The 21,564-nt window shown below is 50.0% G+C and carries 22 protein-coding genes; 16 read left to right on the top strand and 6 right to left on the bottom strand.

The window, feature by feature from the left end; translation table 11 throughout:
* Positions 1-65 precede the first annotated feature (65 nt).
* Genes yycF through PLA01S_RS14070 form a run of 5 tightly spaced genes read left to right on the top strand, consistent with a single transcriptional unit; the run spans position 66 to position 5,503 of the window.
* Positions 66-797, top strand: a complete 732-nt coding sequence (yycF, locus tag PLA01S_RS14090; RefSeq protein WP_071219355.1) for a response regulator YycF — start codon at positions 66-68, stop codon at positions 795-797.
* The gene (gene walK, locus PLA01S_RS14085; RefSeq protein WP_127592755.1) at positions 797-2,626 is read left to right on the top strand and encodes a cell wall metabolism sensor histidine kinase WalK; all 1,830 of its coding nucleotides are present in this window, start codon (positions 797-799) and stop codon (positions 2,624-2,626) included. Before yycF ends, walK begins: the two co-directional genes overlap by 1 nt.
* Positions 2,623-3,903 carry a YycH family regulatory protein gene (locus tag PLA01S_RS14080; RefSeq protein WP_127592754.1) on the top strand — a complete coding sequence of 427 codons (1,281 nt, stop codon included), beginning with the start codon at positions 2,623-2,625 and terminating at the stop codon, positions 3,901-3,903. The genes walK and PLA01S_RS14080 overlap by 4 nt, the downstream gene beginning before the upstream one ends.
* A 39-nt stretch (positions 3,904-3,942) precedes the next feature.
* Positions 3,943-4,692, top strand: coding sequence for a two-component system regulatory protein YycI (yycI, locus tag PLA01S_RS14075; protein ID WP_127592753.1), 750 nt, complete (start codon positions 3,943-3,945; stop codon positions 4,690-4,692).
* 7 nt (positions 4,693-4,699) lie between these two features.
* Positions 4,700-5,503, top strand: a complete 804-nt coding sequence (locus PLA01S_RS14070; RefSeq protein WP_127592752.1) for an MBL fold metallo-hydrolase — start codon at positions 4,700-4,702, stop codon at positions 5,501-5,503.
* Between the two features lie 173 nt (positions 5,504-5,676).
* Here the strand turns inward: PLA01S_RS14070 and PLA01S_RS14065 are convergent, their stop codons facing one another.
* A complete protein-coding gene (locus PLA01S_RS14065) occupies positions 5,677-5,940 on the bottom strand; it encodes an alpha/beta-type small acid-soluble spore protein (RefSeq protein WP_174819215.1) in 264 nt (87 codons plus the stop codon).
* A 1,122-nt stretch (positions 5,941-7,062) separates the two neighbouring features.
* Between PLA01S_RS14065 and PLA01S_RS14060 the strand changes: the two genes are divergently transcribed.
* The 3 genes from PLA01S_RS14060 (at position 7,063) to PLA01S_RS14050 (ending at position 10,398) form a co-directional block, all read left to right on the top strand.
* Positions 7,063-8,430, top strand: coding sequence for a S1C family serine protease (locus PLA01S_RS14060; protein ID WP_127592751.1), 1,368 nt, complete (start codon positions 7,063-7,065; stop codon positions 8,428-8,430).
* Positions 8,431-8,851: 421 nt separating this feature from the next.
* Positions 8,852-9,019, top strand: coding sequence for a CxxH/CxxC protein (locus tag PLA01S_RS14055; protein WP_007129186.1), 168 nt, complete (start codon positions 8,852-8,854; stop codon positions 9,017-9,019).
* A gap of 344 nt (positions 9,020-9,363) precedes the next feature.
* Complete coding sequence (locus PLA01S_RS14050; RefSeq protein WP_127592750.1) at positions 9,364-10,398, top strand: GTPase; 1,035 nt, start codon at positions 9,364-9,366, stop codon at positions 10,396-10,398.
* Positions 10,399-10,502: 104 nt separating this feature from the next.
* Here the strand turns inward: PLA01S_RS14050 and PLA01S_RS14045 are convergent, their stop codons facing one another.
* The 3 genes from PLA01S_RS14045 to PLA01S_RS14035 form a co-directional block, all read right to left on the bottom strand.
* Positions 10,503-10,796, bottom strand: a complete 294-nt coding sequence (locus PLA01S_RS14045; RefSeq protein WP_100541300.1) for a hypothetical protein — start codon at positions 10,794-10,796, stop codon at positions 10,503-10,505.
* Positions 10,797-10,904: 108 nt separating this feature from the next.
* Entirely contained in the window at positions 10,905-11,357 is a 453-nt protein-coding gene (locus PLA01S_RS14040; RefSeq protein WP_164817421.1) for a HEAT repeat domain-containing protein, read from the bottom strand.
* A 44-nt stretch (positions 11,358-11,401) separates the two neighbouring features.
* On the bottom strand, positions 11,402-11,575 hold the full coding sequence (locus PLA01S_RS14035) for a DUF3934 family protein (RefSeq protein WP_100541298.1): 174 nt from the start codon (positions 11,573-11,575) through the stop codon (positions 11,402-11,404).
* Positions 11,576-11,840: 265 nt separating this feature from the next.
* Here PLA01S_RS14035 and PLA01S_RS14030 point away from each other — a divergent pair, with 265 nt between their 5' ends.
* The 3 genes from PLA01S_RS14030 to rlmH all read left to right on the top strand — a co-directional run bounded on the left by PLA01S_RS14030 (position 11,841) and on the right by rlmH (position 14,370).
* Positions 11,841-12,419: a TetR/AcrR family transcriptional regulator gene (locus tag PLA01S_RS14030; RefSeq protein WP_076326611.1), complete on the top strand. Its 579-nt coding sequence runs from the start codon at positions 11,841-11,843 to the stop codon at positions 12,417-12,419.
* Positions 12,420-12,496: 77 nt separating this feature from the next.
* Positions 12,497-13,621 (top strand): cytochrome P450, encoded by a 1,125-nt coding sequence (locus PLA01S_RS14025; protein WP_246059503.1) that lies wholly within the window; start codon positions 12,497-12,499, stop codon positions 13,619-13,621.
* A gap of 269 nt (positions 13,622-13,890) precedes the next feature.
* Positions 13,891-14,370: a 23S rRNA (pseudouridine(1915)-N(3))-methyltransferase RlmH gene (rlmH, locus tag PLA01S_RS14020; RefSeq protein ID WP_127592806.1), complete on the top strand. Its 480-nt coding sequence runs from the start codon at positions 13,891-13,893 to the stop codon at positions 14,368-14,370.
* Between the two features lie 189 nt (positions 14,371-14,559).
* On the opposite strand, the gene PLA01S_RS14015 is transcribed toward rlmH, so the two are convergent.
* Positions 14,560-15,669, bottom strand: coding sequence for a PRK06851 family protein (locus tag PLA01S_RS14015; protein ID WP_127592748.1), 1,110 nt, complete (start codon positions 15,667-15,669; stop codon positions 14,560-14,562).
* 314 nt (positions 15,670-15,983) lie between these two features.
* On the opposite strand from PLA01S_RS14015, the gene pnuC reads away from it, so the two are divergent.
* The 5 genes from pnuC to PLA01S_RS13990 all read left to right on the top strand — a co-directional run bounded on the left by pnuC (position 15,984) and on the right by PLA01S_RS13990 (position 20,126).
* The gene (pnuC, locus tag PLA01S_RS14010; protein WP_127592747.1) at positions 15,984-16,661 is read left to right on the top strand and encodes a nicotinamide riboside transporter PnuC; all 678 of its coding nucleotides are present in this window, start codon (positions 15,984-15,986) and stop codon (positions 16,659-16,661) included.
* Positions 16,658-17,668: an AAA family ATPase gene (locus PLA01S_RS14005; RefSeq protein ID WP_127592746.1), complete on the top strand. Its 1,011-nt coding sequence runs from the start codon at positions 16,658-16,660 to the stop codon at positions 17,666-17,668. The genes pnuC and PLA01S_RS14005 overlap by 4 nt, the downstream gene beginning before the upstream one ends.
* A gap of 54 nt (positions 17,669-17,722) precedes the next feature.
* Positions 17,723-18,607 (top strand): NUDIX hydrolase, encoded by an 885-nt coding sequence (locus PLA01S_RS14000; RefSeq protein ID WP_127592745.1) that lies wholly within the window; start codon positions 17,723-17,725, stop codon positions 18,605-18,607.
* A gap of 2 nt (positions 18,608-18,609) precedes the next feature.
* The gene (gene ybiA, locus PLA01S_RS13995) at positions 18,610-19,164 is read left to right on the top strand and encodes a riboflavin biosynthesis intermediates N-glycosidase (protein WP_127592744.1); all 555 of its coding nucleotides are present in this window, start codon (positions 18,610-18,612) and stop codon (positions 19,162-19,164) included.
* Positions 19,165-19,322: 158 nt separating this feature from the next.
* Positions 19,323-20,126 (top strand): hypothetical protein, encoded by an 804-nt coding sequence (locus PLA01S_RS13990; RefSeq protein WP_127592743.1) that lies wholly within the window; start codon positions 19,323-19,325, stop codon positions 20,124-20,126.
* 156 nt (positions 20,127-20,282) lie between these two features.
* Here the strand turns inward: PLA01S_RS13990 and PLA01S_RS13985 are convergent, their stop codons facing one another.
* Positions 20,283-21,467 (bottom strand): ROK family transcriptional regulator, encoded by a 1,185-nt coding sequence (locus PLA01S_RS13985; protein WP_246059501.1) that lies wholly within the window; start codon positions 21,465-21,467, stop codon positions 20,283-20,285.
* Positions 21,468-21,564: the final 97 nt, after the last annotated feature.

The following is a 21,564-nucleotide window of genomic DNA, read 5'->3' as shown; positions in this document are numbered from 1 at the left end:
CTTCGTGATCAAAGAGGGACTTTTTGAACATCCTCTTTAAGTGAAGGTATGAGGTGAACAGGAAGATGCAGGGAACCATTCTGGTGGTGGATGACGAACAACCCATCGCCGATATTTTAAAGTTTAACTTGGAAAAAGAGGGCTATGAGGTCATCTGCGCTTTTGATGGCATTAGCGCGGTAGAGATTGCACTCACGAAGCGGCCGGATTTAATGCTGCTTGATTTGATGCTGCCCGGAAAAGACGGAATGGATGTGTGCCGCGAGGTACGTGCCGCGAACCTGCAGATCCCGATCATCATGCTGACGGCAAAGGACGGGGAGATTGACAAGGTGCTGGGACTTGAGCTTGGCGCGGATGATTACGTGACGAAGCCGTTCAGCACCAGAGAAATACTGGCACGCGTGAAGGCGCATCTGCGCCGTCAGCAAAAGCCCGACAACTCAGCGGATAACACAGGCGGCACAAGTGCAGGCGGACAAGGCCTGCGGCTGTTTGAGCTGTTTATTGATACCGACATGTACATGGTATACAAAAGCGGAGAAGCGCTCGACCTGACGCACCGCGAATATGAATTGGTGTATTATTTGGCCCGTAATGCAGGTAAAGTGATGACTCGTGAACATTTGCTGCAGGCGGTATGGGGGTTTGAATACTTTGGCGATGTGCGGACCGTGGATGTTACCATTCGCCGACTTCGCGAGAAGATTGAAGAGAATCCGAGCAAGCCGGAATATATCCTGACTCGGCGCGGTCTGGGCTACCTGATGCGCAGCGCTAAAAACGGAGGCCTGTAATGAAGTGGCTGTCCTTCTTCCGCACCATTCAGGCGAAGGTCATCATCATCTATGTCCTTCTCATTCTGATCGCGATGCAGCTGATCGGGGTGTATTTTGTGAGTGCGATGAAGAACTCGCTGACCAGCAATTTCACGAAGGACTTGCAGGAGCGCGCAGAGTTGATGTCGGTTCTGGCGGCCAAGACCCTTGGCGGCGAGAATGATACGGAGGAGGACCCGATTGAGAGCCTGCGCGTCATGGTGAACAATCTGTTCAATCTGAACGGAGCCGAGATTCAGGTGCTGGATTCCACGGGGCGGGTTCTCACGACTTCGCTGCCCTCCCAAGCGGACTACGTGAACACCAAGAATACACAGACGGTTGTCAGCCGGGCCTTGCAGGGAATACAGGATAATGAAGAATACATTATTGATGATGATAATATCCGCAAAAAAGTGGTGGCCAAGCCCGTCATGTATAACGAGAAAATCGTTGGTGCCATCTACATTGTAGCCAGCATGAGCGAGCTGTACAGCACGATGCAGAGGATCAACAATATTTTTATATCGGGCATTCTGCTCGCACTCGGCTTGACTGCGGTGCTCGGCGTCATTCTGTCGCATACGATCACCCATCCGATCAAGGAGCTGACGAAGCATGCCCGGGCCGTCGCGGACGGCCGGTTTACCGAGAAAACGCCAGTGTTCGGCAGCGATGAGATCGGCCAGCTCAGCCAGGCGTTCAACTATATGACCAGCCGTCTGCGCGAAGCCCTCTCGCAGAACGAAGAAGAGAAAGAGAAGCTTGCATCGATTCTGACCAATATGAGCGACGGCGTCATCGCAACCGATGAAGCAGGACGTGTCATCCTGATGAATCGGCGCGCCAGTGAGATGCTGGGCGTGGAGGGGGAAGAGCTGGCAGGACACGATATCGTGTCCCTGCTGGGGCTTGAGGAGTCGGAATCGGAGGCGCTGGCGCGCAGTGAAGGCCATGACTCCAAGCTGCTGGAAATAATCCCGCGGGAGGACGGCGATCCGTTCATGATGCGTGTGACCTTTACTCCGATTCACCGGCGGGAGATTGGCATCACCGGTACGATTGCGGTCCTGCAAGACGTTACGGAGCAGGAGAAGCTGGAAGCATCCCGGCGGGAGTTCGTGGCGAATGTATCCCATGAGCTGCGCACGCCGCTGACAACCATCAAGAGTTATACCGAGGCGCTGGAGGATGGGGCGCTGGAGGATAAACAGATGGGGCCGCGATTTGTCGGTGTCATCCAGAATGAGACCGGCCGGATGATCCGGCTGGTAACGGACCTGCTGCATCTGTCACGGCTTGATTCCAAGGAGGCTGCGCTGCATAAGGAACCGACGGACATTGTGGAGATGCTGGAGGACGTAGAGGACCGATTCTCTTTCCAAATGAAGCAAAAGCATATCCGCACCATTATTGAGGTGAAACCGGGCGTATCGACAGCTATGCTGGACCGGGATGGCATTGATCAGGTTCTCGATAACCTGATCTCCAATGCCCTTAAATATACGCCAGACGGAGGCACTATCACCATGGATGCAAGCATAACCGAGGAAGGCATGCTGTCCTTATCGGTAAAGGATACCGGGATCGGCATTCCGAAGAAGGACCTGGACCGGATCTTCGAGCGCTTCTACCGGGTAGATAAGGCCCGGACTCGCAATTTAGGCGGAACGGGCCTCGGCCTGTCCATTGCCCGGGAAATTGTCAGGGCACATGGAGGTTTTATCACGCTTCAATCCGAGCTGGAGAAAGGCACCACGGTGACCTTCACCTTGCCCCTGGACAATGAGGGGAGGGCGTTAACGTGAAGGAACGATTGAAGACCGTTCTGCTGGTCGTGTTGGTCGTTGGCAGTTTGCTGCAAAGTTACGTTTTGATTTTCCGTTTTCCGGGCAGTGATTCGGTTGTGCAATCCAAGGACGCCTATATCCGAACCGAGGAAATGGGGCCGGAGGAAAAACCCGAAAATCTGCTTTTTCCCGACAAGATGATCATTCATCAAGGCGAAGACAAACATACGGTGTTCTATCCGAACGATACGTTCTACAATCTTGTGTATAACCGGCTTAAAGGACGGACCTTTGATAATTTCCAGCGGCGGATGGTCAACAACATCGACTGGGCCAAGGTTCGCTCCGAGAATCGAGGCATTGAGCTGAGCTTTGATTCCGGCATTCCGGTTACCCTGCTCCAGAGAGTGATGCAGATCGTCCCGGACACCCTGTTTGAAGGGGAAAGCATCAATAAAATATGGCTGTACAGCGTGGAAGGCGAAGCGAAGATCCATGTCATGTTTTTCAGTACGGAGGGCGACGTCGTCTACGAAGCCGCGCAGGCGGATTTGACCGTACAGGACGTGGATCAACTGGTGGACTTCGGGCTGAGCTGGACGCCGTATAAGATGGTGGATGGTCGGTATTATACCCCGGAGAAGGAACTGAATATGGTCAGCATTGAACTGCCGATTGGCGAATATACGGTAGAGCAAATGCAGCGAAGCCTGTTCTTTGACCCTAGCATCACCCGCAACATCCGGGAAAAAGACGGCTCCGAGATTTATACGGACAGTAAGCGGAGCCTGCAGGTGGACCAGGGGGAGAAATGGATCAGTTATACCGATCCGGCTGCGCCGCCATCCGGTGAGAGCAGCCCCGGCAAGGATGTGCTGTCCGCCATCGATTTCGTGAATCAGCATGGGGGCTGGAATGGCACGTACAGGCTGGCTAAGGCGAGTGAATCCGAGGATCGGACGCTGGTGAAATTCCAGCAGTACTATGGCGGATTCCCGATCCTGAATACGCCAGGCTTCCAGTATGGCGTCATGGAATTGGATTTACAGCAGGGAACGGTAACCTCGTATGAGCGCTCGCTGTTATATCTTGAGTCTGCTGCCTTGAAGAAACAGATGGTGAAGCTGACAGGGGGCGAGGCCTTGAAAGCGAAGCTGAAGCCTTATATCGAGGAGAAGAACGTGGTCATGGGTCTGGATCCCGCCTATTTACCGGTGTTGACCGGAGAAGGGCTGCTGCTGAAGCCTGTATGGGCCTTAAAGCTCCAGAACGGGTCGGTTATCACACTCGAATAAATGAGGAAGATGGCAATTGAATGACAGGGAGGGAAAATCATGGATTGGGGCCGTGCCAAAAATGTATTGATTTACGCGTTTTTGCTGTTAAATCTGGTGCTGGGCTATCAGCTCTGGATGGATTACCGCGAGCAGGTCGGCTCCAATCTGGATTTCACCTCGCTTTCCGAGAGCACTCAGCAGGTGATTGAGGAGAATCGGATTCAATTGCTGAGTCCGATTCCGACGGAAACGCCACAGCTGCCCAAGATTAATTATATCTACAGCGCGGAAGCGCAGGAAGAGTCGGTAGGTTTGGAGCAGCCGATTGATACGGAGCTGATTTATGCCGATGAGAAGGAATTGCGGAATGCGCTGGAAGGCAAGATCACGGATCTCGGGAATTATCGCCATGATCCGCAGTCGGATAAAGAGAACATCATCGTATTCCGGCCGCTGGTGAAGAAGGAATGGCCGCTGTTCAATGTGGAACTGGAGTTTATTTACGAATCCCAGAAGATCCATGCGTACCGGGAGCCAGTGTTTGAGATTATGCCAACCGACGATACAGAGGAACAAAAGGTTCTGCCAGCGTCCAAGGCTTTGGAAACGCTCATTGAACGTAACTTCATCCCGCCTGATTCGGCGGTCAGAGATATTCAACTTGGCTATTATGGACAGTTGTTTAATACGGAGGATCAGTTAGCAGCGCCAACCTGGCGGTTTACATTGGATCATGGCGAGATGATCTATGTACAAGGCATTAGCGGGGACGTGCTGACGCCAAAAAGCGATACGACAAAGGAGTAACAAGACTATGGGGATTTCATTTTCCGTGCTGTCGAGCGGCTCAACGGGCAATGCAACCATTGTCCGCAATGAGGATACGACACTGCTGATTGATGCGGGCTTAAGTGCAAAGCGCATCGATGAGCTGTTGAAGGAACGCGAAATGATGGGGGAAGAAATCGAGGGGATCCTGGTTACGCATGAGCATTCGGATCATATCCGGGGGCTTGGCGCGGTGGCACGCAAATACAATCTCCCGATCTATGCGAATGAGAAGACGTGGGATGCGATGAGCAAGTCGCTGGGCAAGATTGCGGAAGAGAACCGGATTGTGCTGGAGAGTCATGAGGTCAAGGATTTTGGCACGCTGCGGGTGGAGCCTTTTGAAATATCCCATGACGCTGCGGCACCGGTCGGTTATTGCTTCTATGACGGTGACGAGAAGCTGGGCGTTGCCACGGACCTCGGTTATGTCAGCGATAAGGTGAAGAAAGCACTGGATGGATCGGATGTCCTGGTTCTGGAAGCCAATCATGATATCGAGATGCTCCGGATGGGACGCTATCCGTGGAATACCAAACGTCGGATTCTCGGCGATATGGGGCATTTGTCGAATAATTCGGCAGGCGATGCTTTAAGCGAGCTGTTGACGGGAGATACCAAACGAACGTATCTCGCCCATCTCAGCCTGGATCATAACATGATGGAACTGGCGAGAATGACCGTACGCGATACGATGGAGGACCGCGGTTGCTTCTTCAAGGACAGCGAGTTTAGATTGTGTGATACGTATTATGACCGCCCGACCCCTTGGGATAAGGTGGGCGAATAAATAGGTTTAGGCAACGACAGGTTTACTACAGACGCATTCACTTTTTGAAGCCATTGTATATTAGTTATCATTATATAGGCATAACACAAACAGCCCCACGATCATAGGGATCTATGACATGGAGCTGTTTTGCTGTTTAAGGCATACCGTATTTCCGAGAAACGGGGCTCGTTCTATTGCTTGCTGAGGCTCTCTTGCGCCATACGAACCATCTCCCGGACCATGGAACCGCCAATCGCACCGCCGACTTTACCGGCCTGCTCGGTGGTCAGATCTCGGTTGTCGCCCGGTTTAAGGGGTACACCAAGTGACTTGGCCACCTCATATTTGACGTCCTGCTGTCTCTGCGGGTCCACTTGATAGCCTTCGTCCCGCATGACGTCGGTCATGAACTGCTGCATTTCGGGACTCCGGCGCCGCCTTGATCTTCTTGCCATCCCATAACCCTCCTTGCAGAATGGTTTCCCCTTCATAACATTCCCTGCGGATCACCTACAGATGAATGGATAACCTAACCAGTTCAAATCCTAGGGGAGAGCTGAAGAGAATGGAGCCGAGGCAATATCGAATGAGGGAAACAGGATAGGCTGACCTTGTCTGCAGGGGCGAAGCGGAAGGGAACAGAAAGTATTTTTCCAATGGGTAGCTAAGGAAGAATAAGTTGCGGGGAAGCCAAATAGGAATGATGTGTGGGTCGCCGGAGCCCCTTTCAACGTTACGTTCCAAACGGGATTGTTTGGTCATGAGAGACTGACGATATTGCCATTTTCTTTACACAATTGTCCGGTATTCTGTTTTAAGGGGGAATGCGCGAATGAAGGTTGCAGGCTGTTAGGAATAGCGGATACGCCGGAAGAGGAGCGTTTGGATTGAAGAAAATCCCTGCAGAGTGGAACCATTTGGTTGTCTGTCACGTATACAAGGTTAATATGTTCATCCGGGCTATTCGTTGTTATCGAATGAAGAATCTCGCATTGTACAGACTCTTAAAATTGCCATCAATTTGGCATTTGTTTTTATTAAAGAATGCTGACGTGAACCTCTGTTCGTGTGGTACAATAGGAGCACCGGAAGGTCTGAATGCTTCTGTTAAGCACTTGCATCGAACAAGGCACAGGTCATTTGCACTTTTAAAATGAGGTTGGCCCAGGTTTTCCCATTTTTTTTTTAGAAAAAACAGATGTTTCGCGCTTAAGTCGCCCTGTTTGTGGTAATAGAAGAATACAGGGTTTTTTTTGAACTGTCGGGTGGCAATACATACCTTTTATGGAACTAGATTTCAGGCGATGGATTGAAATATTCGATGTAGAGCGATATTTCGATAAAAGTTCAAATAGAATGCTCAAAAATGCAACTTTTTGAGCCGCTGAAGAGTCATTACAATAGAGAGATATTTAACAGGTGGCACGCTGCCGATTTCATAGGAAGCTAGATACACTCGGTGCAGGGCAGGTTGTTATGACGACAAGATGATGTAATAGGTCAGTCGGTAATGGCGGAGAGTCTGAAGCTGGTAAAGTATCTTGACGCGTAGCAACCAAGGGGAGAGAGGGATCGCAATGGGATTATTTGACGATGATTTCTATTCAACTAAAATTTCCAGACGGAGCAAAAATACCAGCGAGGACCGACCTGAGCGAACAAAGTGGCGGACGACCCGCCGTAAAAAGGGCTTATCTACATTCCAGATTTCCGCGATCAGTTCTGTGTGCAGTGCTCTGATTGCGGTGATGCTGTTCAGCTTCATAACGGGCCATCCAGCGACCTCTTCACCGATTACCATGATTAATGGCAGCCATCAGCTGTCCACGTCTGATGGGGATCCCTATGAACGGATTATTAGCGCTGCCCAGAAGGTGCGTCCGGCCGTTGTTAGCGTGCTGACGCATAAAGAGACCGTGCTGCCTGAAGAGGAAGGTATCGAGGGTGAAGGTCTGGAGGAGGAATCCGGCATGCTGCCTGAGGATGAAGGGGACTTCGAGCTTCCGGAAGGGTTCGACTTCGGCGAAGATTTTGATTTCGGCGAAGATTTCGGCGGTTCACAGGAAGACGCCCTGGGCTCTGGCGTTATCTTCAAGAAACTCGAAGGCAAAGCCTTCGTGATTACGAATAACCATGTGGTGGAAGGCGCCGACTCCCTGGAGGTTGTGCTGGTAGGCGGCGAGAAGAAAAAAGCGACCTTGGTCGGCACGGACAACGTCAGCGATATTGCCGTTCTGTCAATTGACAGTAAAGGCATCGGAGAGGTTGCAGAGTTTGGAGATTCCTCCAAGCTTCGCCTCGGCGAAACCGTCATCGCCATCGGCAACCCGCTGGGCCTGGGCGACACACTCACATCCGGGATTGTCAGCTACACGAACCGTGTGATACCCGTATCCCTGAACCAGGATGGCATCTACGATTGGGAGCAGGAGGTCATTCAGACCGATGCTGCCATTAATGAGGGGAATAGCGGGGGCGCTTTGGTGGATTTGAACGGTAAAGTTATCGGTATTAACACAATGAAAATTGCAGACACCGGCGTCGAAGGACTTGGGTTTGCGATTCCGGTCAATGAAATTACGGAGGTTGTAACCGAGCTGATGCTGAAGGGGCATATTGCCCGCCCTTATCTTGGCGTATACACCGTAGACTTGAGTAATCCGTATGCTCCGTTGAGTAAGAAGGAGAAGGAGGGCCTCAAGCTGCCGAAGACGGTAACCGAAGGCGTAGTCGTGCTGGATGCGCTTGGACCTGCTCTCGATGCCGGTCTGCAGCTGAACGACGTCATCGTGAAGCTGGATGGCAAGCCGATCACGACGACGCTGGAGCTGCGCAAGCACCTTTATTACAACACGAAGGTGGGCAAAGACTTGGACGTGACCTTCTACCGTGACGGCAAGCTGCAGTCCCTGAAGGTAAAGCTGGAAGAGAAGCCTGGAGAGTAATACAGGCTGGATCGGCTGAATTGGTTGGCCCAAGTCAAAATGTGGATTTTTTCAAATTCATGTGCTTGTCCATTGTTTAATGCAGCCGTTCATGGGTATATATTACCATTAGCGTTGAATAGTATCCAATATAGAGAGATTTGAAAAAGGTTAGATACGAGCCGTGAAGCGGCCGCGAAGAAGAGCGTGGATTACGCTCTTTTTTGCTGTTCGCATCGAAATGATATTGGGTTGGGTGTAAGGACTGTTAATGTGAAATCCATGGATGGATAGGAAGCTTTTGTGGATTGAAATATGGCCGGGATGAGCAAATAGGTTAAAAGCATTTCTTTTTCTCGTAGAGTGTGGTAGAACAGAAGAGTGGCTATACTGGGTTGAAGATAAACACAACATGAGGCGAAAGATAGAAAGGATGCATAGAATGTACGTCGTATGCAAGGAACATGTGGAACTAGCGATCGAAAATTTCGTGGATGAATATGAGGATGCCCCGGATATTGTTGATCTGAAGGAGACCGAGTTTTCGGACTGGGACCCACCGGTGAAGTGCGCGGAGTGCGAGAAGCATGCTGAATTTTTAATTGTGTAACGTGAATATTTTAATTAAATAGATAATGCGGATGAGAAAGCGTGATGAATTCACGCTTTTTTTTGCGTACATTTTCGGAAGACAAAGTAAAAGAGAAGATCGAGACCCTTATTCATCATACGAATCAGAAAAACTTTATAAAAAAATTTAAATAAACTCATCCTATCCTTCATGAACCGCCTTTTCATGGAGTGGGCGAAGAGGTAAATAATAAGTACGGCCGACATTCCGATCGTTGTCTCTGGAATGAGCAACCGGCTTCGTTGTACAGACCTTCGTAGTGTATGATGGATATATAGATGAAACGAGGCGCGATAACCTATCGTGAATGGAGACGATAAGAAATGGGTGACTACGGAAGATCATGGGAAGAGGAGATCAAGCGGGCAGCGGATGAGGCCTATGAGAAGGAAATGGATGAAATCAACCGTCAGTTGAAGCAGGAAATTCTCATCGCTCTAATTGGTGATGTGAACACAGGTAAGTCCTCCACCATGAACCGGATCGTGGGTGAAGAGGTCGCTGGCGTCGGGGCAGAGCCTGGAGAAACGACGGAAATTAAACCGCATAAGTACAAGGAACATATATACTTCATAGATACACCCGGGTTGAATGATGTGAACATCGCGAACTCGGAGATAACCTTGAAATACTTTAAACAAGCAGATATCGTTCTGTTCTTCCTTAACGCTGCAGGCACGGTCTTCTCCGAGGCGGAGAAGAAGTCTTTGGAGAAGATTCAGGGCGTGAACCCGAACATCTTGATCGTGCTGAACAAAATCGACGCCGCGGATGAAATCGACACCCTGGTGGAACGGATCAAGAAGGAGACCGGAGGGCGCTATGAGGTTGCGCCGGTATCCTCGCGGACGGGCGAGAACATCGACCGGCTGCGGAGCAGCATTCTGGAGATGCTTAAAAAAAAGTCTAAAGACATCCTTTTTGCCAAAAGCATTAAGGAAAAGTCGGCGACCGCCAACGGGTGGATCATCGGAGCCTCGATCTCGGCAGGAGCGGTAGGCGCATCACCCATTCCGGGATCGGACATCATTCCGATTACCGGCATTCAGGTAAGTCTGCTCACCAGGCTTGCGGTGCTGTACAATAAGCCGATCAGCAAGGAGACGGCGAAGGAACTGGTCATTGCCACGATATTTGGGAATATCGGCAAGAGCCTTTTTCGGCAGATCGTGAAAGTCTTCCCTGGAGCGGGATCGGTCGCCGGAGCGACGGTAGCGGGTGCCACCACCCTGGCGCTTGGTTATGCGGTGAAATACGCTTACGAGCACAACATTGAGATCAATACGGCGAATATTACGAAACTCTACAAGAAGTTCAGGGATAAGGCGGAGACGGATACGGAATCCAAGTCCGAGTGAGCATGAGAATAATGTCATATACTAGCACGGATGACCGATGGAATAGAAAAAGGGGCCATCGGCCCCTGATCATAGCTGCGTCATAGCAGCGATATTATCATGATTTACTTAATGGCAGCAGCGTGATCGGCTTTTGCCTGCTCCAGCATCGATTTCCAATCCGGGAAATCGGTTTCTCTAGAGACATGACGGTCAAACAGTTCATCCGGAATGTTATCGATATCTTCGTGCGTTTCCACTTGGAAGTTACCTTTTACCACAAAATCCCCAAAACTGTTGTGCGATGAATGTTTACGCATAAACGATTCATTGAACAGCTTTTCCAGAGAGATGTTATCCGGATCCTCCTGTACCGATTTTTGGCCTTGTAATTCCTTCAACAGATCATCAAACGACATGGGCTTTTGCTTTCTCAGAGTACCACTCCTATAACTAATATTTGTGTTCAGTATAACATAACCGGATTTCTCATATACATGACAGCATCCGGAAAGCTTGGCGTGCTGTTATCTTCTTAATAACGAAGACCAAGTTTGCTCCAGCCAGTGATCAAAGTCAGCGCCTTTGTCACCTTCGTACGTATCGTAGATGTCGATTCTCATCTTTTTTAATTTCTCTTTGAAGTCTTCATACGTGTGGTCACGGGGAAGGCTTTTTTTGATACGCAGCAGTACCTTCGAAACATCCTTCATCAGCTCGCCTTTAGGTCTTTCCGGCATCTGGACGTCCTCGCCAAAGGCCAGGAGTTTACGATAGGCTGCCTCTCGCACTTGATAAACCGCATCCGTATTCAGTCTATGCAGCAAAATATCAATGGATTTCTGATTTTTCCAATTTCCCAAAGCTTCTACCGCGTCTAACCGTTCTCTCCAATTGGCGTTCCGGTTGGCTGAGCTTTTAAGCTCCTCATAATTCTCGGGCGTATCCGTTATCAATTCTTGATTATCCAATCCGTTCATCTCCTTCAAAATGATGTATCAGGTCAATCTGTACCATATGTTCATTATGGGGTTCCTTTATGTTTCTCGGCTTCCGATGTACCGTCTGCCTGCTTGGCCCCTTTACTGGTATAAGGTTTGGGTTTGCTCTTTGCTCTTCTCGCACTTGCATCCCAGCGGCTCCAGCCCTTCTTGCCCGTGCCTCTGCCTGTTCCGCCCTTGCCCTTGGATTTACTCAATCAATCACTCCGTTACGGTAAATTCTTGTCCCTATATGCTGATTGTTTACCAGCACTGTTGAAATATACACTGTATTGGGCCATATGTATAGGATACCACGGAAATCAGCATAAGAATCGAAATATATGGGCATGAATTCCGGTATCGGTATAGGCATGTCTTTCGGTTGACTAATTTTTCCCAGCGTGATATCTTATTTTTGAACTGACCAGTCAGAATAAGAACGGTGAACTGAAATTTTGTTATGAAAGGGCCGATCGGATTGTGAGCAAAGATAAAATTATCCAAGCAGCTATAGAAGTATTCTCCGAGAATGGATATCACCGCGCAAGCATGGACGAGATTGCCGCCCGCGCACAGGTTGCCAAGGGGACTCTGTACTATAACTTCCCGGGCAAATCCCAGCTCTTCAAGACGGTTGTGAAGCAGGGCTTCGAAGATATCATGCAGCGGACGGAGGCGGATCTGAATTCCTCCCTGCCGATGAAGGAGAAGATTGAGCGGACGATTCGCCATCATCTGGATCTGTTTCTCGAATCCCGACATTTCTCGCACATCGTATTTAATGAGATCTCGAACGGCATCGAGCAGGATGTTTTGGATGAGTTGAAGGAACTGAAACGGAAGTATTTAAGCTTCCTGGCCAGCATCATCGAGGAAGGACAGTGCGAAGAGAACCTGTGCCGTGCCGTTGATCCTAATCTTGCCGCTGCCAGCATTGTCGGAACGCTGGAGAGTACCTGTAATTATTACCTGAATCATCAGGATACGTATTCGCGTGAGGATCTGGAGCGGTTTGCCTTCACGATGATTACTCAAGGCCTGTTTATATCGCTTGAATAAGCAGGGCCTTCTTTTTTTAAGCGTGTATAACTGACCAGTCAGTTCAAAATTAGCGATGGAAAGCGAAGGTGTTAAGCATGGAATGGAATAAGAACGGTTTACTCCCGTTGGAGTGGTTCCGCCAGATGCGGACGGAATCTCCGGTGACGGCAATGGATGGTAACGGCGCCTGGAATGTTTTTAAATACGAGGATGTCAAAGCTGTCTTCACGAATTACGAAGTGTTCTCTTCCCAAGGGGGCTCTTCAACCGCTGATCCCATCGAGTCCAGTGTACTGCGGCAGGATCCGCCGAAGCACCGTCAGCTGCGCAAGCTGGTATCCCATGCTTTTACGCCTCGCATGATCGAATCGCTTGCCCCCAAGATCCAGGAGATCACGTCATCTCTGCTGGACGAAGCGGAGAAGAAGGGAAAGATGGATATCGTTGCCGATCTGGCAAGCTCGCTTCCGATTACGGTGATCGCGGAGATGCTCGGCGTATCGATGGAGGATCGGGAACGATTCAAGGCGTGGTCGGACGCGTTGGTGGGTGACAATGGGGAGGCTTATTATCAGTGTCAGCGGGAGATGAGCGAATACTTCTCTGAGATCGCGGAAGATCGCCGTCGCCATCCGCAGGAGGATCTGATTACGAAGCTGGTGGAGGCGCGTATCGACAATGAACACCTCACCGAACTGGAGATTATCGGGTTCTGTATTCTCCTTCTCGTAGCGGGCAATGAAACGACAACCAATCTGATCTCATCGGCGGTGCTTGCCTTTGACAGCCTGCCAGAAGTCCGGGCGGAGGTGCTTCAGGATCCCTCGCTGCTTCCAGGCGCATTGGAGGAAGTATTCCGTTACTTCTCGCCTGTTCAGGTAATGTTCCGCAGCGTGAAGCAGGACACGGTGCTGAGGGGGCAGGAGATGAAGCAGGGACAGTTCGTTTATATCTGGATGGCCTCCGCGAACCATGATGAGGATGTGTTCGATCAGCCGGATGTATTCAACATCCACCGCAACCCGAACCCGCATCTGGGCCTAGGAAGCGGCATCCACTACTGTATGGGCTCTCAGTTAGCCCGTATGGAGTCCCGGATCGCTCTGCAGACCTTGCTGGACCGTTTTCCCGAATACCGCCGCGACCGCTCCGCAGAGCTGGCACGGATGGACAGCACGATGATGTTCGCGCTGAAAGAGCTGCCGATCATTTTAAAGTAGATAGGAAGAGAAGAGCCACTCTTAGGGAGAGTGGTTTTTTTCGATAATCGGATGTAAGTTGGTCAAACTCGGTCGAGCAAGCCTAGAAGTAAACGAGTTAGCGATTCTCAAAACTCTAATGCTCTGCTGGATTGATTCTGTATTGAAAATGAAATGAGGGAGCTTGCTGTAGGAAGGCGGGTCGGGGTCTGTGTATGTCCTTTAATTGGTTGCGGTACAATGTTAGAATGAACGACATAACTGCAGAGTTTAAGGAGCGAAAAAACGCTATGAATATACAGATCGTATGCGTAGGCAAGTTGAAGGAGAAGTACCTGGTGCAGGGCATTGCCGAATACAGTAAGCGTCTTGCGCCTTACGTGCGCCTGTCCGTGCACGAGGTGCCGGATGAGAAGGCCCCGGAGAACATGAGCGAAGCGGAGATGCGCCAAGTGCAGGAGAAGGAGGGCGTCGGCATTCTCAGCCATATCAAGCCGGACACCCACGTCATCGCCCTGGCGATCGGCGGCCAGCTGTGGTCCAGCGAGGACCTGGCGGCCCATATGGACAAGCTTGGCACGTACGGGACAAGCAACGTGGCTTTTGTCATCGGCGGCTCTAACGGCCTCTCCGAGGACGTGCTGAAGCGCGCCCAGACGAAGCTCAGCTTCGGACGGATGACCCTGCCGCACCAGCTGATGCGCCTGGTGCTGGTGGAACAGATTTACCGGGCGGTGAAGATTAATCGGGGGGAACCATACCATAAGTAACGGCGAATGTACACGCATATAATAGAGATGTATTCATGAACAAAGGGAGAGAACTCCGTTGCAGCCCCATACGCACAGTCGTTTTGGAGAAGGCCATAGGAAAAGTGGAGGAGATTCAATTTCAAAATGGGGCTCAGCTTGCATTAGACTGCTGGGCCCCGCCTGGAATAGAACGCTTTGGGTAGTATCTTATTTTGAAAGCTGAATGGAGCCGATCAGTTCATTCAATTCGGACTGTAATTGCAGATGGAGTTTCTCTACGATCGAAAAATTGGTGGCCGCAACATAGTAGGCCTTAATCTGAGAATCGATGGCTTCGGCTTCCGCTAGATGGGAGGTGGCCTCTTTCATTTTTGCCGAATAGCGTGCTTTGATCCCGGCTAGTTCGGCAGCATGGGCTTCATCTGTTCCAGGAGCTATAGTCCGTGTATACATATCTAGGATCTCATCCCCGTCCCGATCTGGAAAGTATTCATGCGGAGCGGTACTGTCGAAGATCGCTGTTCGAAGCTCCGGGAATATCAACATATCCAAACTGTTCGGATCAAAGCCGCAACGAAACACTTGAACTTCGATTCCTTTCTGTTCAGCAGCGGAGGCAAGCTTTTTCAGCAGAGTAGATTTGCCGGATCCCGCCCTTCCTTTGATGAAAATCCGTCTTTCCAGCTGAGCGGTCAAGCTTTGAATAAAATCGAATGCCCCCCTCGGAGTCGCAGCTCCGAAAAATAAGTGACGCGGAGCGGTTGGCGTATCGCTTTCATGACCGGCGTATAATTCTTGAATCAATTCCTGCGCAATCTGGTCGGCCTTCGTGAAATCCATATTGTCGATATAATATTTTTCCCACTCGTCATGAATCCGCAATGCAGACGCGAACGTTTCATATGCTTTTGAATAGGCTCTCTTAAGCTTGCCTCTAAGATCTTCTATCGTTAGGAAGTGTCCTGGTAAAATAAGGTTGCTATCAAACGCTTCCTCGAAATGGATAAAGACGATTTCACCGGCCCCGCTATCCGAAATCCCCTTACAGACTCGCCCGTCGACAATACCAACCTTCAATTCCGTTAAAATGATGCCATCCAGTTCGTCCGGACGGAGAGGGGAGTGGAAGCATTGCACATGCAACCCTTGATCCAGCAGGCTATCCGCCAAGCTTTGCATGACCGTCGATTTCCCCGTGCCTTGGGGCCCCGTAAGGACAAATATCTTGTTCAACCCATCAAATGCGGATTCATACAAGAAATGAGCCCCGCGCGCAGTGTTGCCGTGGGCAAAATAGTGAGATGATTTTACTACCAACCTAAACACTCCTTTGTGCCTTATTCCGATTCGCAAAGTTTACAGAATAAGCATGATTGGGATAAGTGCCTATTCATTTGTATATTCCGCGTTGTAACAAGTGGTGTTCGTCGTCTCCCATGATTTTCGCTATTTGTTGACGGGGCTACGGAAGGTAAAGGATCAAGCCTGCGATAAATGGGGAGATTTCACTTGCCCTACGCAGGCTTTTCTGTTATTTTTGATAGTAACAAAGTGTTATTAACAAAATGATACTAAGTGTAATGATGTGTTTTCGTTCTATAAATCAGTGGAGAAAGCGGAGGGGATGCAATGTGAAGAAGGTTGCGAGTGGCTGGAGCCTGTTCGAAATATCGTGGTTAGCGCTGTTTACCTCGATCGCTGTCGGGTTTACGGTGATTTCCAAGGACTCTTTATTCGGATTTACCGTTTTTATTACTGGGGTGTTATGCGTGGTGCTTGCGGCGAAGGGCAACCTGATGAGCTATGTTTTTGGCATGTACAATACCGTCGGTTACGCTTATCTGGCCTATATTAACGGGTTGTTTGGAGAGGTCATGCTGAATCTGCTATTCTTCGTTCCGATGAACGTCATTGGCTTCTACATGTGGAAAAATAACCGCCAAGACGGCAAGCTGATCATGCGTCAAATGGAGCTTAGAGGTCTGCTTCTCGTGGGGGTGGTCTGTGTATTAGGCTGTTTGCTGCTGGGATATGGGCTTTCGTTCATCCCGGGACAGAACTCGCCTTACATCGATGCTACGACGACGGTGCTGTCCGTTGTGGCCACCTTCTTAATGGTCCGCAGATTCAAGGAACAATGGCTGGTCTATATTGTGTTGAATTTGTTTACGGTGCTGCTGTGGGCGATTCGATTGCTGGAGGGCAGCAGCGAAGGCATGCTGATGATCGTCATGTGGAGCGCGTATTTGGTCAATGCGGTATACGGCTATTACAATTGGAACAAAGGGGCCAAGGAGGTGGCGGCATGAAAACGCTCGGTTTAACGCTGGGGAAGTTTGCCCCGCTGCATAAAGGGCATCAGTTCATGATCGAAACGGCGCTGCAAGAGGTCGATGAATTAATCGTGGCCATTTACGAGACGACGGTCACTCCGATCCCGCTCCATATCCGGGCGAATTGGATACGACGACTATACCCGGCAGTCCGGGTCATCGAAGCTTGGGACGGACCGGACGGGTATTCGGATGACAGAGAGCATGAGATTCGGGAAGAACAGTATATCCTCCGTTTACTGAACGGCGAGCAAGTCACGCACTTTTACTCGAGCGAGTTTTACGGCAGGCATATGAGTCTCGCTTTGGGCTCGGTAGACCGGCGGGTCGATGAAGCCCGCGAGCGGGTTCCGATTTCTGCAACGATGATCCGTTCCGACCCATATAAGTACAGGGAGTTCATAAGTGATATCGTGTACCGGGACTTAATCACGAAAGTGGTATTTGTTGGGGCGATGTCGACGGGTAAGTCGACCATCACAGAAGCGCTGGCACGGCGGTATAACACGACCTACGCGAGCGAATACGGGCGCGATTATTGGACCGAGCATCAGGTGGACCGCAGAATCAGCCTTGAAGCGTTCGATGAAATCGCTGTGGGCCATATCGAGCGTGAAGAGCAGGCTTTGCTTACGGCGAACCGATTCCTGTTCGTCGATACTAATGCGATTACGACGTATATGTTCGCCATGGATTACCACGGCCGGGCGCCGGAGCGATTAACGCGGATTGCCCTGAAGAACGCGCAGCGCTACGATCTGTTCTTCTTGTGCGACGACGATATTCCTTACGACGATACGTGGGATCGGAGCGGGGATCAGAAGCGGCATGTTTTTCATAAACAGATCATTGCGGATTTGAAAGAGCGGCGCATTCCCTATATTACGCTGCGGGGGAGCCTGGAGGAACGCATGCGCAAGGTAGACGAGGTGCTGGCGAGGTTCGAGCCCTATCGAAACTATTTCGGGACGCTGAACGGTTAGAATATTATGTAGGCATGGAGCTAATGTAGAATCAAAAAAAAAGGAGGCGCCCCATTGGATATGTTGGATCGGGACGGACTTACGGAACGCGAATTTTTGGAGAAGTACCGGGCAGAAGATTACGAGCGGCCTTCGGTGGCAGCCGATATGGTGATCTTCACGGTTACGGATGAGGCGGCTGACAGCTATCGGAAACTACCCGAAAAAGAGCTCCGCATCCTGCTCATCCGCCGGGGAGGTCACCCCTTCCTGGGTAAATGGGCGCTGCCGGGCGGCTTTGTCCAGCCGAGCGAGACGACTGAGCAGGCTGCGGCAAGGGAACTGCGCGAGGAAACTGGCGTGGACGACGTTTATTTGGAGCAGTTGTATACGTTCAGTGATATCGGGCGAGATCCCCGAACCTGGGTGATGAGCTGCAGCTACATGGCTCTGATCAACAGCGACAAGTTGGAGCTTAAGGCGGGAGACGATGCGGCCCACGCCGCCTGGTTCAAGGTCTCCTATCGGCTGCTGCGAGAGCAGAAAGAGCTGATGGAGGACGGATACGTCAAGACGCTGGAGTATGAACTCAAGCTAAGCGGTGAAGAGGAGCTTTCGGCGATCGTGGCGAGGACGTTGACCGTGAAGACTACATCGACTAGCACGGATTATAAGATCGTATCGAATAACGGGTTGGCCTTCGACCATGCGAAAATTATAGCATGCGCTATCGAGCGGCTGCGTGGAAAAGTGAATTATACCGATATTGCGCTGCACTTAATGCCAAGGCTTTTTACCTTGACGGAACTGCAGCAGGTTTATGAGGTCATTATGGATAAAGAGCTATTGAAGGCGGCCTTCCGGCGCAAAGTGGCCGATCTCGTGGCAGAGACCGATCATTACACCGAAAATGCGGGACATAGGCCATCCCGCTTGTATCGGAGGAAATTGGAGGAATAACGATGATTTACAATCTTGATGAGCTAAGAAAAGCATATAACGAAGGGAAAACGTTCAAGTTTGTATTCTTTTGGGGCCATACGCCGCCTAAGGACGGGAGCGTCGACAAAAGCTGCTTCAGCCAGTGGTGGATGTGCCCGTTCACGGTAGAGGGGACGGAGTATTCCTGTGCCGAGCAATTTATGATGGCCGAGAAGGCAAGGCTGTTCGGCGACAACGAAATGCTGGAGTCGATCCTTACAGCTAAGCATCCCAAGGAGATGAAGGCTTATGGGCGCGCGGTCCGAAACTTTGACAAGGATACTTGGGATGAGGAATGCTACGGCATCGTCAAAAGAGCCAGCTTGGCCAAGTTTTCGCAGAATCTAGAGCTTGGCGATTATCTCAGGTCGACGAAGAACCGCATCCTCGTCGAATCTAGCCCGCAGGACCGCATTTGGGGGATCGGTATGGGCCAGTCCAATCCAGATGCGGAGAATCCCGTGAAATGGCGGGGCCAAAACCTGCTGGGGTTCGCGCTGACCGAAGCGCGGGACGAGTTGCTGACGTTAAGCTGAACCGTACCGTAAGTGACGGCAAGTTTTTCGATTGACAGCAATAAGTATACGTGATAATTTCACGGCAGGATAATAAAGGCAATGCAACCTTCGGGTTCAACCTCGCTGAGAAGTGGGTTGGACCCTTTTTGCATTCCAAAACTAGGGGAGGATTCTTAATGTTGAGAACAGAATCACTGTTACAGCGGTTGGGCGAGATCGGTAAGTCGCTCGAACGCAAGGGGGGAGCTCTTTTATTATTAGGAGTTGGTTCCGTTGGGGTCGAGACAGAACGGTTGGATGAATATTCGGATTTAGATTTCTTTGTCATTGTAAAGCCAGGGGAGAAAAACAGATATATAGACCGGTTGGATTGGCTCGAGGACGTACACCCTCTTGCCTATTCATTTAAGAATTCGGATGTTGGCTACAAAGTACTGTTCGAGGACGGTATTTTCGGGGAATATGCTGTGTTCGAGGAGTGGGAGCTGGCGAACGCCACCTATACGGAAGGCCGGGTCATTTGGAAAGACCCCATGTATGCCAATACGGCAATCGCCAAACCTTCCAACCCGGTCCCCAGCCTAAAAGTGGATTCCTTGGACTTTCCTTTGAATGAAGCCTTAACAAATCTATACGTGGGGCTCGGTCGCTATGCTAGGGGAGAGCGTCTATCCGCGACGAGGTTTGTTCAAGGATACGCAGTGGACAGGATTCTATCCGTGCTCCATCTGCTGGAGCAAGAGGTGGACTACTTTCCCGACCCATTCGGCAATGAGAGGCGGTTAGAGAGGAGATATCCTCGTTTTGCGGAAATCATAGGAGACATGATACAGGGATACGATCATGTTCCCGAATCGGCACTTCGCATTTTAAATTTCATAGAAGAAGTGTATCCAGTCAATCGAAGGTTAAGCGATGAGATACGGCGATTGGCTAATCTAACTTGCCGAGTTGATGCGAAAACGGAATCGACGCACTAGCGCACAATAGCGTCTACTAGGGGTAATACCCGTGTACTTTCGAATATGGGCGAAGTTTATGAATAAAAAAGAAAGAACTCTCCGAGTCTGGAGAGTTCTGTATATTGAGTACGATCGACTTATCCATTTTAGGAATGACATCAAAAACGGGGGCAATTAAAGAGATAAAGTATCCAGCGGTATTTCAAATGCACGTTTAATAACTAACCCGGCAGCAAGCTTAGTTTCATCCGGTTTGTCATGAAGGTGGATCAATTGTACGTTATTTACTGTCACAGGCAACTGGTGCATTACTCTAGCTTTAATCTCGTTGAACATTTCGGGACTGATGGTAGGAATGACTCGGCCAGTCATAAGCAGACTGTCTGGATTTATAAATGTAATGATATTGGTAACAGCGATCGCGATGCCATCGACAATTTTTTCGTATAAACTGAGGAACTTAGGATCTCCAGTTCTTATGCCTTCTGCGAACTCCTCTAGTGTGCATTTGATGGAAACACTGAGTCCGCTGCTGGAAGCCAGCGTCGTTAAGCATCCGGATCTGCCGCAATGGCATGGATAGGCATCTTCTCCATAGAAGCCTTTATAATGCCCGAATTCACCGGCAACAAAGCTTGATCCTGCTATAATTTGTTTATTATGGACGATTGCGCCGCCTGTACCATAATCGAACTTAATGGTGATATTGTTATTGGATTCCTTCAAGGAGCCGTTCATATTCTCGTTGACAGAGAGAAGATTGACATCGTTCTCGATATACACGGGGATGTTATATTGGTCTTCAAGCAGCTGTTTGAGTGGCAGGCGATGAACGCCTATGCCGGGTGTCCGCAGAACGATGCCATGCTGAGAATCTACCAGGCCCTGCATACTGATTCCGATCCCTTTTACTTTGGAGGTGTTGGGCACCTGGGTGAGCAGCTCATCGATAACTTCATGTAACAGCTGCATCAGCACATCTATAGAACCATATTTGTTGCTCGTGCGTTCTGCTGATGCGACAGCCTCTTGACGCAGGTTGTACACTTTTCCGCGAATGTATTTGCCGGCGAGCTCAAGCCCGATGGCATAAAAGTGGCCGCTGTTGATATGAAGGCCGACTCTTTTCCTTCCGCTGCCTGCCTCCAAGTCGATAAGCTCTCCTGTCACGATTATTTTTTCCTTCAACAGGCGATTAACGATATTGGTTACCGTTTGTCTGCTTAGTCCAGTCTTTTCCGCAAGTTCTACGCGAGAGATCGGCCCTTCTGAATAAATGAGAAAAAGAACCTTCTGCTGATTAATCGATTTTAATAACATATGACTAGTTGGTTTGATCGAATTACTCACGATATGCATCCTCTTTCCAACAACGTTTTATATAATATAGATTCAAAACATTTGACAAATTAGGAACATACTTTGCTTCAAGTGTAGCATTAATACGAGGCGAATA

The sequence above is a fragment of the Paenibacillus lautus NBRC 15380 genome, from assembly GCF_004000945.1.
Lineage (GTDB): Bacteria > Bacillota > Bacilli > Paenibacillales > Paenibacillaceae > Paenibacillus_AQ > Paenibacillus_AQ lautus.
Note: the sequence above shows the minus strand (reverse complement) of the source record. Positions and strands in the feature narration are given on the sequence as shown.